Raw genomic sequence first — 11,917 nt, 5'->3', positions numbered from 1 at the left:
ACAAGAACCCCACCCCCAACCCCCTCCCCGCAAGCGATGAGGGGGCTAAGATGTACCTTATATGATTAAAAATCGCTGTAATTTGTGTGTACACGATAGCCACGCAACCAAGGATGGGACTAGTACCGCAAAGCGGAAGTCAAAAGTCAAAATGAAGACAGTATAGGCTTTTAGAGGATTTAGAATGGTTGGTTTATTTACGCCGTTTTGTACTAGGATGTATTTCATTCAAGTGCAAACTTCGTAGAAATCTAAAATCCAAAATCCAAAATTGATATGTTGCGGGTTTTAATTCTCGGTGGAATTGGTGATGCAGTGGAATTGGCTGCTAAGGTAGCAAATATTCCTGGTATTGAGGCGATCGCTTCTTTAGCCGGTCGAACTCGTAAACCTGCTAATCTTGTTGGTAATGTGCGGATTGGCGGTTTTGGTGGTGTCCCAGGATTGGTTGGTTATTTGCGAGAAATGCAAATTGATATATTAATTGATGCTACTCATCCTTTCGCTAATCAGATTTCTGAAAATGCCGCCGCAGCGACACAGGAAATAGGTATTCCGCGATTAATGGTAATTCGTCCACCTTGGGAAAAATTAGGAGATGATTGCTGGTTAGAAGTAGAAAATAATCTCGCTGCTGCTGCTGTGTTAGCAAATCAAGCTAAACGAGTATTTTTAACAATTGGTAGACAAGAAATTGCGACTTTTGCAAATTCACAGGGAATTTGGTTTTTAATGCGGATGATTGATCCACCAAATACTGATGTTATCATTCCACCTGGATTAATTTTATGCGATCGCGGTCCCTTTACTTTAGAAAACGAACAGGAAATTTTACTCAAATATAATATAGATACCATTGTTAGTAAAAATAGCGGTGGTAGTGCCACCTATCCCAAAATTATCGCTGCTAGGAAACTCGGAATTAAGGTTGTGATGGTAAATCGTCCACCTGTACCCCCAGGAGAACAAGTTCCAGACGTGGATAGTGCGTGTAAATGGTTGTTTGACAAGTTGGATATTTTATAAAATTAAGGTAATTAATGGAGGGACGCAACATGGTGATTAAGAAACCAGATATTAACAATACTCCTCAAAATCTGATTTTACCTTTAGAAAGTGGCGATCGCCTATCACGCCACGAATTTGAACGTCGTTATACAGAAAGTCTCCATGTTAAAAAAGCCGAATTAATCGAAGGAGTAGTTTACGTGGCATCACCCTTACGCTTTCAACGTCATGCAGAACCCCATGCAAAACTGGTAATTTGGTTAGGGAATTATCAAATTGCTACACCCGGTGTCAAGTTAGGTATTGAACCCACAATTAGATTAGATCAAGATAACGAACCCCAACCCGATGGAATTCTATTCATTGATCAAAGTTTAGGAGGAAAGTCCCGCATTACAGCAGATGACTATATTGAAGGTTCACCAGAATTAGTTGCCGAAATTGCTGCTAGTAGTGCAGCTTATGATTTGCATGATAAAAAAAAGGCTTATCGTCGCAACGGTATTCAAGAATATATTGTTTGGCAAAGTTTAGAAAAAAAACTAAATTGGTTTCAATTACATGAAAGTGAATATATCTCTCTTGAACCCGATGCTAATGGTGTTATCAAAAGTCAAGTTATGCCAGGTTTATGGTTAGCAGTGCCAGCATTATTGTCAGGTGACATGACTCAGGTTTTAGCAGTTTTACAAGCCGGATTAAATTCACCTGAACACGCGGAATTTTTACAAAATAGATAATTGGTGATTGGGAATATAGCAGATTGTAAATTAATGAGGCTTCCGTGAGCGTCAACCGATAATATTCGATGGCAGAAAGTGTTAGTAAAAGCTTTACGATCTTGGGATATATGGAATACAAGTAACACTTACGAACGAGGAAATTATTTATTTTTTAATATGCCTTTATACTCAAATAATACTGAATGGCAATTAATTGATGTGAGTGACAATGAAACTGAATTTCATATTTTAGGTGTTTTACCTGGATTGATTCAACTACCTTACCCTCCATCACATAAATCAACAGCTACTAGTGTGTTAATTCTGTGAATCCTTTACCCGTAAGACTTCATGCAAGTTCCGTGTCAGAAATATTTGCGGATTTAAGGTTTCAGGCTTTCAGGGATTCTTTTTTCTATCACACTTTCTGCATGAAGGAAATTTCTGGTTTGTCTGTCAAAATTAACACACTAAACAGCTACTCCTGTGATTAATTATCAACCTACTGTTGAAGAAAGATATGATTGGACACTTGAATTTGCTAGACGACTTGATGCTTGGTTAGCTGCTATTATTTTATATGCTGTTAGCTTATATCAACAAGAAGATAAACTTCAAGTTTTTAATATAATAAATTCGATGGACTCCATATCTGATGTATGTATTGATTGGGAATTTGATCAACATGAATGTCAATTAAACTGGGAATAATCCAATAATTCTCAAAAATCCAGATTTTTCCAAAAAATATAGTATAATCTGGATTCTAGACGAAAATATCAATTATATAGTACAATAGTATCAATAAGCTATTGTCACTTAATAATTTACAGGTCATAAAATGGTATCAGTTAATCCGTTAGTCAAACCCTTTGTAAAGTGGGCAGGAGGAAAAAGACAGCTTGTGCCGACAATTCTAGCCAATCACCTGCCTAAAAATTATAATCTTCAAACCTACTACGAGCCTTTTATTGGTGGTGGTGCGCTTTTGTTTAGTTTGCAACCTAAAAAAGCTGTCATTAATGACAGTAATGCTGAATTGATAAATTGTTACAAAATAATTAAAAATTCTTTAGATGAACTAATTGAGGATTTAAAAAATCACAAAAATAATGAATATTATTATTATGATATTAGAGACTGGGATCGAGAAAAGAATTTCAAGTCTAAAACAGAAGTTCAACGAGCATCCAGGATTATTTTCTTAAATAAAACTTGTTATAATGGGTTATTTAGAGTTAATTCTCAAGGTCAATTTAATGTACCTTTTGGCAAATATAAAAATCCAAATATTTTAGATATAGCTGTTTTAAAAGCAGTTAATAAATATTTAAATGAAAATCAAGTTAGAATATTAAACTCTGATTTTCAAGAAGCTGTTAAAGATGCCAAACGAGGAGATTTTATATATCTCGATCCTCCTTATGATCCAGTTTCCGAAACTGCTTCTTTTACTGGCTACGATGTTAACGGTTTCAATAAACAGGAACAGAGAAGATTAAAAGAGGTATTTGATGATCTAAACAGTAGGGGTTGTCATATTTTACTAAGTAATGCTTGTACAGAATTTATCGAAGACCTCTATAAAGATTATCTGCACACAAAAATCTCAGCTATAAGAGCGATAAATTGTAATGGTAAAAAAAGAGGTAAAGTGGATGAGATTTTAGTAAAAAACTATGAGTGATAAAAATACTAAAAATGATATTGCTTGGGAAGCACTATTTGAAAAATACTCTATTTTGGAAAAAATAAATGAAATAGGATACTTTGAGATAGAGTCCAATAGTATTAATGAATTCAGAGAAAGTAGGTTAATGGCAAAGTTTGATCATTATCATACTTTGCCTAAAATCTTTAAACAACATAAGCTGTCTATATTACCTATTTCCAGAAATAAATATATAATAGGCAGATTTGATACTTATTTAAATGTTGATTATGACGCTTGTTTAGAACCTACTCCTGTTGATTTTCCTTCCAGTATAGAAAGTATAGATTATTGTAATCTCTTTTCAGAAAGTGCAGCTTTAAGTTGTGCTTTCAATATAGATATTATAGATGATTTAATTAATAGTAATGGAGAAGTTTTTAAACAAACTGTTTATGGTCGAATGTCTACAGGTAAGTTTAATTTTTTTATAAAAGATAAAGTAGATAATAAACAGTATCAAATTGAAGTTGATAACTCTCAGTGTGAAATAGATGCAGGGTTTGAGAGTGAAAATTATTTTGTATTAGTGGAAGCTAAATTATATGATGTGGATAATTTTTTAATTAGGCAGCTTTATTATCCATATCAACTATGGTCTAATAAAATTAGAACAAAAGAGGTAATTCCAGTTTTAATGACTTACTCTAATTCTAGTAATATATTTAGCTTCTTTATATACAAATTTGAGAATTTATTAGATTACAATTCTATAAAGTTAGTAGAGCAAAAAAATTATGTTATAGCACCCGAAATAATAACTCATGATGATGTATCTGAAGTATTTAAATCTATTACGATAGCCCCTGAACCAACAGATATTCCATTTCCACAAGCAAATACATTTGCAAGAATTATAGATTTACTAACAATTTTGTTAAATAAAGAGCTTACAAAGGAAGAGATTACAGCAAATTATCAATTTAATCAACGACAGACTACTTATTATACTGATGCTGCTAGATATCTTGGATTTGTTGAAAAATATAAAGACATAAATACTAAAGAAATCAACTTTAAGTTAAGTGATGAAAGCACAGATTATTTAAAAAAAAGGCATAAAATAAAAATATTATATTTTATTAGAAAAATTTTACAATATCAGGTTTTTTATAAAACTTCTAGCACAGTTAGACGATGGATAGCATGGATATTAAGTATGATTTCTGATGAGTAAATTAGATATAGAGGTGTAAGATAATAGCCTATCCCTCTTAAAGTTTAAATCCCACATTCCGCACCCCCCAGTGTCACAATCGGTAATTTCGGATTTTTGAATACCTTTGATGATAATTTTGATACAAAATCGTCGAAATCTTAGGTGGCGAACTGCTTGCAGCAGCGCTTCGCTATCGCCAATCTCAAATCCCCAAACGACCATTTTTCGTTGTGTGACAGTTTAGGGTGCGGAAGGTCGGTTAAATATATAAGAGGGATAATTAAAAGACATTACCAATGATGATCATTATCATTAATTGGGAACTTTATTTCTTGGCAGTCCCTTAACAGCGAAACCTAACAAAATCCTTGATAATGTTGGGTTTCGTTCCTCAACCCAACCTACCGTATAATTACTTTTTAGGCTTAACCGAGCAGTATTACCTTAACAGTCAACTGTTAACAATCATCTCTTAATAACTCAGAAAATCCTGAGAAATAGCAAAGGTTTCGCTAATGATTTCTGATGCTAATTGATTCCTATATCGCGCTTCGCTATCAGATTTAAGTAGAGGATAGTCCTGATGACCATTAGAAGATGATTGAGATTGTAAATAAATTCCCATAGCTACACTGGGTAGATAGCTAATATTATAATTTGCCACCTTTGCAGAGGCTACCGAAACAAAAGACAGCTTAAATAAACTGTGCAAAGGTAACTTGTATAGGTCACGGTGAGGAATTAAAATGATTGTCTCTACCCCTTCCAATTCTTGAATAATTGTGGAAATATTCAAGATATTTTGCAACTCTAACAGTTTGGATAGTGTTGCTGACTGTTGCCAATCTGCTAACCATTGTTCAAACTCAATTAAGCGTCTTACTCCCTCTGGAATTGCTTCTATATCTTGGATAGGTGTAAAAAGTAAAATGGGAGATGGGGCTTGATCTTTGATAATGAATGTGTGCAAAGCGGCTGGACTAATATGCCAATAAATTATAGCTGTGGAGGGATTCAGTAATTTTTGAATACCGTGATAATTCCCCGACTGAAGTTGATAATTTAAATCAGGTATTAACCACTGTAAACAATTATTTTTACCCTGTTCAGCGATTTCCCAAGCTTCTACTAGGTCTCCTGTATTTACAGCCAAATCAACTGCTAGTTGTCCTAAACCTATGAATTTTAGTAACAGTTGTTTTTTATTTTCATCAGAACGGGTGGGCTGAGTGAGTAATTGTTGTAATAGTTCAATTCCCCATTTTTGTAGTTCTTGTGCGGTTGTTGTTTCTCCTAAGCAGACAAGGACTTTGGCGAGAAGTTGCAAAATTTCTAAATGGAATTCGGGAAAATCTTCTGGTGTTAGGGTGGATAGTGCCAATTGGTATTCAGACATGGCATGATGCCAATAATCCCGATGTGCAGTTTCTTTTTTGCCTTGCTCGTAATAAGTATTACCAACAGCTATATGTAATCTTCCCCAACCTTCTGGATGAGTATCGGGGCGAAGATATTTTAAACCTTCTTGATAACTGGCTAATTTGCCTTCATAACCGCCTAAGTTCAGGTTGGGATTGGCGGCAGAAATGCTACTAACGATAATTAGTGATGATTGTTGGGGGGTGAGATGACCAGCAGCCGCCCCTCTTCCTAGCCAAGCTTCCCAATAGTCTAGTTTCATTTCCAAGGCACTGTCATAGCAGGAAATGGCTTGAGGGAAACGATCTAGGTAAAATAGGGCTACAGCTTGGTTATACCATGCCGGATGGAAATCGGGTTTGATGGCGATCGCTTGTTGATAGGAGGCGATCGCATCTTCCCGACAACCTAAGTTTTCAAAGGACACACCCCGGTTATACCAAGCTAAATAAAATTCTGGTTGCACAGCCAGAGCTTGATCCCAAGACTCAATCGCTTCTGACCATTGTTTTAAACTAAATAGCACTACCCCCCGGTCTATCCATACTTCATGATAGTTGGGTTCGAGATGGAGAGCTTGGTCGTAACTAGCGATCGCCTCTGCATATTGCTCAACCACAGCTAAAGCTATACCTCGGTAATACCAAGTTTCCGCATCTTGGGGTTCTAAATTCAAGGCTTGATCATAACTATCAATGGCTTCCCCGATCAAACCTAACTTGAGTAATGCCAAGCCTCTGCTAGACCAAGCTGGTTGGTAATTTGGTTGAATAGCGATCGCTTGATCAAAAGAAGCAATAGCCGCATCAAAGTCTCCCAACTCACCGAGAATACCGCCTCGGTTATACCAAACCTTATAGAAATCGGGTTTGAGAGCCAGTGTTTGGTTATAAGCAGCGATCGCCTCTGTAAACCGTTGCAAATAAAACAGTGTCAGCCCCTGATTAAACCAATATTCATAAGCTTGAGGTTGGATTTGACTAGCTCGTTCATACAAATACAAAGCCGCTAATAACTTTCCAGCCTTAGCTTGCTGTAACCCTTCATAAAATAAACTTTCTGCCGGATTAGTAACAACCACTTGTGATCTAGATTGCTGCACAATCTGACCATCACGAATTGCCAATTCCGACGCTAACCGCTGAACAAGATCGTTACTTTGCTCTAACCGCACCACCAACTCATCGAAAGTGGATGCTAACTGCGGTTCTAAATTTACCCAAGGCTCGTGCCAGCTTTTCTCCATTCGAGATTCTGGATCGGCAATTACATCCTCAACATTCTGGGAAAATTCCTGAATTTTATGCTCATAACTCTGATAGTCATTTTCCGTCTTGGCAGTATTGTCAAAAATATCTTCAGCCAAAGACTCATGACTTAACTCTAGAGACTCACCAGTGAATAGATCCTCAACCATTGGGGATTGTGGATGACTCAGAGGTTCCATTTCCTGATATTGCCAGATTTGCTCCCCAAATTGGCGCAGCAATTCTTGACCAGGAGTATCTAACTCCTCCTGTGTAGGGATGGAAATTTCCCACTCCTGTGACTCTTGCGTACTTTCATACTCCTGATTAAGATTGCGCCGCAATAGCTGCATCCCAATGTCATAGGACAAGTTACTAACCTCTCCCATACTCAACTCACCCAGTTTCACCATCCGCTCCGCTAACTGAAGATTCGGTGCGGGAGAAGCTAATAATTTGTCTCCAAATATCAACAGCCAATCTATCCAACGGTCAACAGTAATACGCGGTTCCATCCGCTGTAAATACTTGAATGCCCATTGTTGTCCTCGCGCTTGATGTACTCCTTCTAGGAGTTCGTTAAATAAGGACTCTAGATCCGCATTCGTAAGTTCTGGTGGTTGATCTGCCACCAGATTGCCTTGACTAGACTTGGGATCACTTATCCCAAGACTGCCAAAGGGGTACTGTAAAAATCTGTTAAGCCACTGCAAGAGCCACCTGAACATCTGCCAATTTTTATTATACAGAAGGTTCCTTCGCTTCATTATACTGATTAACCAATACCTGAATAATCTCTTCGGGATTTTGTGTTTCCACTCCTAGTTGTTGGGAGATTTGCTCACATAGGTTCTCATCCTGTTGTAACATCATCAACAGTTCATCTAGGGTAACAGTTTTGTATTCCCCTTCGGATAAATTTTCCTCTGTGTTGGCAGATACTAAGGGATTACTCTCCATTACATCAGGACCGTCATATTCCCAAATTGGTTCTCCTGGATTAAGTGTTAAGACTTTCATGCCTATATCGTAGGACAGATTACTGATTTCCCCAACTCCTAGCTCACCAAGTTGGACTAATCTGGCTGCTAATTCATTATGAGGTTTAGCAGATGCTAATAATCTGTCTCCAAAACGGATTAACCATTCTAACCACTGTTCCGTACTAACACGATGTTCAAGACTATGTAACCATTTTTGCGCCCAAGCTTGTCCCTTGACCTGATGAACCCCTTCTAGTAGTTCTGTAAATAGAAATTCTAAATCTGTATCACTTAGGGGTGGAGCTACTTGTGTGGGGACTTCCTCTCGACTGAGGGTGAGATTTTGTTTACCACCAAACAAGTGCCGAAAAATTTTTTTGAGCCATTGAATTAGCCGCTTGAACATTTGATGCACCATTGATGTTGCCTATTAAAATTTTAGCTGTGGGAGTGACTAAGTAGGTGAACGGAAAAAAACCGTAGACGCGGAGCGGCTTCTTGAAGAGTAATATGTAACGAAAAGTAAAGTTACCCAAAACCTCTTCCCTTGTCATAACGACAATTTTTAACGCCAACCTACTTATACTCAAAACGGTTAAAACTTGGACTTTTTTATAACACAAAGAACAAGTTTAAAGCCTCTCCCTAACCCTCTCCTAAGAGGAGAGGGAAAAGGAATAACATTTAATACTGGAGAGGTTTGGAGGGGGGTTCCATCTTTCTTTAAACTATGAACCGTTTGTAGTATAGTACACAACAGCGTAAGAGACTGTAAATAAAAAATTTTAGATTTTAGATTAAAAAACTTGCTACAAGACCCGTCCTTTAGAGTAAGCCACAAAATAAATGATCCTGTTTTGTCATGCTGAGTGTAGCGTTCGCGGAGCGTGGCGTTAGCCATAGCGAAACGAAGCATCTCTTGAGATTCTTCACTACACTTCGTTTCGTAACGCCTCTGGCACGCTGCGCGAACAGAATGACATTGGGCATTTCTTTTTGTGGAGTTCTCTTAGGGTGAAGTTAATCCAAAATCCAAAATTGTCAATCCAAAATCGAATGCCATGAGTTGTTAGAATGGTAAAACCCTAAAATTTACCTGGGATATACGGATTTAAACCTGTCTCCATGTCTTACGAACCACTGCACCATAAGTATCGGCCAAAGAGCTTCGCTGAACTAGTGGGTCAAGAGGCGATCGCTACTACCCTAACAAATGCCATCCTCTCAGCGAAAATCGCCCCTGCCTATTTGTTCACTGGCCCCAGAGGTACAGGAAAAACTTCCAGTGCGAGAATTCTCGCCAAATCTCTCAATTGTCTCCAAGGCAACCAGCCAACCCCCCAACCCTGCGGCGTTTGTGAAATCTGTCAGGGTATTACTAAAGGCTATTCTACTGATGTTATTGAAATTGACGCTGCTAGTAATACTGGTGTTGATAATATCCGGGAACTGATTGAACGGGCGCAGTTTGCCCCGATGCAGTGCCGTTATAAAGTATATGTGATTGATGAATGTCTAACAGGAGATTCTTTAATTCTCACTAATACCGGACTTGTTCGCATTGACAACCCGAATATTAAAGGACAAAAAGTTCTTAGTTACAATGAATCCTCTAAAAAATGGGAATTTAAAAAAGTTGTCCGTTGGTTAGATCAAGGGGAAAAGCAAACTTTAGTTATCAAAACAACTCACAGAGAAATTAAGTGTACAAGTAATCATTTAATCAGGACTGATCAGGGATGGATAGCAGCCAAAGACGTAAAAGAAGGAATGAAGATACTATCCCCTGTGAATGTGGATGCGGCACGCTCATTTACAAATTTGGAAAAGGTAGAATCTGTTCACCTCGCTGGAGTTGAGCGAGTTTATGATCTGGAAGTTGAGGATAATCATAACTTTGTAGCTAATGGATTACTAGTACATAACTGTCATATGCTAAGTACCGCAGCGTTTAATGCGTTACTTAAAACCCTAGAAGAACCACCTAAGTACGTTGTTTTTGTTCTGGCGACAACAGACCCACAAAGGGTATTACCAACAATTATTTCTCGTTGTCAAAGGTTTGATTTTCGACGGATTCAGTTAGAGGCAATGGTAAAACATTTAACACATATTGCCGATAAAGAAAGTATTAATATTTCCCATGATTCCCTGACTTTAGTGGGACAAATTGCCCAAGGGGGATTAAGAGATGCAGAAAGTTTATTAGATCAATTAGCTTTAGTCGCTGGGGAAGTGACACCGGATAAAGTTTGGGATTTGGTGGGTTCAGTCAGCGAAAAAGACCTATTTGGATTGTTAGAAGCGATCGCTCAAGATCAAGCAGAAATAGTCCTAGACACTACCCGGAAAATCCTCGATAGAGGACGAGAACCCCTAATTATTCTCCAAAATCTCGCCGCTTTTTATCGAGATTTTCTCATCGCTAAAACTGCCCCCAATCGTCAAGATTTAGTGGCTTGTACTCAGTCAACTTGGACATCATTAGTTGAATTTGCCCAAAAATTTGACATCAGTACCATCTTGCTAGGACAACAACACCTGAGAACAGCCGAAGTCCAACTAAAAAACACCACTCAACCCCGGTTATGGTTAGAAGTAACATTACTGGGATTATTACCCAGTGCCAATATTCAAATCCCAACTGCAAATATCCCGCCAAGAATCAATACAACCGCAACCCCAACCTATCCACCCGTTGCTGCACCACCAGCATATCCACCCACAAATCATAATCCATCTGTTAATTTCGCACCACCAACATCAGAACCTCTACCTCCACCACCACCTACCAACTATCAAACAGCAGCAGTACAACCACCAGGAGAAGGTTCACAATACGATTTAACTCAACTTTGGCAACAAGTTCGTGGACATATTCAACAGTTACCCACACAAGCATTACTGGGTCAAATGTGCCATTTAATGGAATTTAATGGTCATACTGCCCGTGTAGGTGTAAAAGCGGTTTGGTATGACAAAGTGAAATCTTATTTACCTATTATCACCACAGCCTTTAGACAAACTTTCCAGCAAGAAATTCAAGTTACTTTAGAAAAAGCTACCACTGCAAACGCCACATCTACCAGAAGAAATCCACCACCACAAACTTCTCCTCCAGTTCAACAACCACCCCAACAAACATATCAACAAACACCAGAACCACAACCCACACCACAACCAGTAGCTACAGTATCCACGCCATCACCTACACCAGTCCAAATTGAGCCTGTTGTTACCAATACAGCACCAGTACAAACTCTTTCTCCGCCACCGGTGTCACCATCTCCATCAAATTGGGATCATGATGGAGTCGTTAAAGCTGCGGAAAGTTTAGCCAAATTCTTTTCGGGAGAAATTATTCGGATGACAGATGACAGTTTCCAACTATCGGACTCTGTTAGTTCCGCAGAAACACCGGAGATATATGAATCCTATGTTGATGATGAATATAATTAAATAAGGAATGTGAATTAAATAAGGTGCAAAAGTAGGGTGTGTTAGCGACAGCGTAACGCACCATTCCAGATTACATCAGAATTGCAGGTTATTAAATTTGCGTTCCTAAGAGAACTCCACAAAAAAATGATCCAATTTTGTGGGATGGGCATCCTTGCCCGTCCTTGATGATTAGCGGGCAATTCGTCCCGCACCACAAGAAATTTTGG

Annotated in this window: 9 protein-coding genes; 7 read left to right on the top strand and 2 right to left on the bottom strand. The window is 38.1% G+C overall.

The window, feature by feature from the left end; all coding sequences use genetic code 11:
- Positions 1–276: 276 nt before the first annotated feature.
- The 6 genes from AN486_RS04945 to AN486_RS04920 all read left to right on the top strand — a co-directional run bounded on the left by AN486_RS04945 (position 277) and on the right by AN486_RS04920 (position 4,618).
- The gene (locus tag AN486_RS04945; protein ID WP_190384176.1) at positions 277–1,026 is read left to right on the top strand and encodes a cobalt-precorrin-6A reductase; all 750 of its coding nucleotides are present in this window, start codon (positions 277–279) and stop codon (positions 1,024–1,026) included.
- A 29-nt stretch (positions 1,027–1,055) separates the two neighbouring features.
- A complete protein-coding gene (locus AN486_RS04940; RefSeq protein WP_053541218.1) occupies positions 1,056–1,748 on the top strand; it encodes a Uma2 family endonuclease in 693 nt (230 codons plus the stop codon).
- 159 nt (positions 1,749–1,907) lie between these two features.
- On the top strand, positions 1,908–2,060 hold the full coding sequence (locus tag AN486_RS04935) for a hypothetical protein (RefSeq protein WP_168634853.1): 153 nt from the start codon (positions 1,908–1,910) through the stop codon (positions 2,058–2,060).
- Between the two features lie 156 nt (positions 2,061–2,216).
- Entirely contained in the window at positions 2,217–2,441 is a 225-nt protein-coding gene (locus AN486_RS04930) for an alfin (protein WP_027402256.1), read from the top strand.
- Between the two features lie 130 nt (positions 2,442–2,571).
- Positions 2,572–3,417, top strand: coding sequence for a DNA adenine methylase (locus tag AN486_RS04925; protein ID WP_027402257.1), 846 nt, complete (start codon positions 2,572–2,574; stop codon positions 3,415–3,417).
- Entirely contained in the window at positions 3,410–4,618 is a 1,209-nt protein-coding gene (locus AN486_RS04920) for a translation elongation factor (protein ID WP_081424169.1), read from the top strand. The genes AN486_RS04925 and AN486_RS04920 overlap by 8 nt, the downstream gene beginning before the upstream one ends.
- A 454-nt stretch (positions 4,619–5,072) precedes the next feature.
- Here AN486_RS04920 and AN486_RS04915 read toward each other — a convergent pair whose 3' ends face one another.
- Positions 5,073–7,994, bottom strand: coding sequence for a tetratricopeptide repeat protein (locus AN486_RS04915; protein WP_053538554.1), 2,922 nt, complete (start codon positions 7,992–7,994; stop codon positions 5,073–5,075).
- Positions 7,995–8,007: 13 nt separating this feature from the next.
- Positions 8,008–8,655, bottom strand: a complete 648-nt coding sequence (locus AN486_RS04910; RefSeq protein WP_234413334.1) for a hypothetical protein — start codon at positions 8,653–8,655, stop codon at positions 8,008–8,010.
- A 719-nt stretch (positions 8,656–9,374) separates the two neighbouring features.
- On the opposite strand from AN486_RS04910, the gene dnaX reads away from it, so the two are divergent.
- A complete protein-coding gene (gene dnaX / locus AN486_RS04905; RefSeq protein WP_053538557.1) occupies positions 9,375–11,708 on the top strand; it encodes a DNA polymerase III subunit gamma/tau in 2,334 nt (777 codons plus the stop codon).
- Positions 11,709–11,917: the final 209 nt, after the last annotated feature.

The sequence above is a fragment of the Anabaena sp. AL93 genome (assembly GCF_001672085.1).
Classification (GTDB): Bacteria; Cyanobacteriota; Cyanobacteriia; order Cyanobacteriales; family Nostocaceae; genus Dolichospermum; species Dolichospermum heterosporum.
The sequence above is the reverse complement of the archived record's forward strand: the minus strand, read 5'-3'. Positions and strand labels throughout refer to the sequence as shown.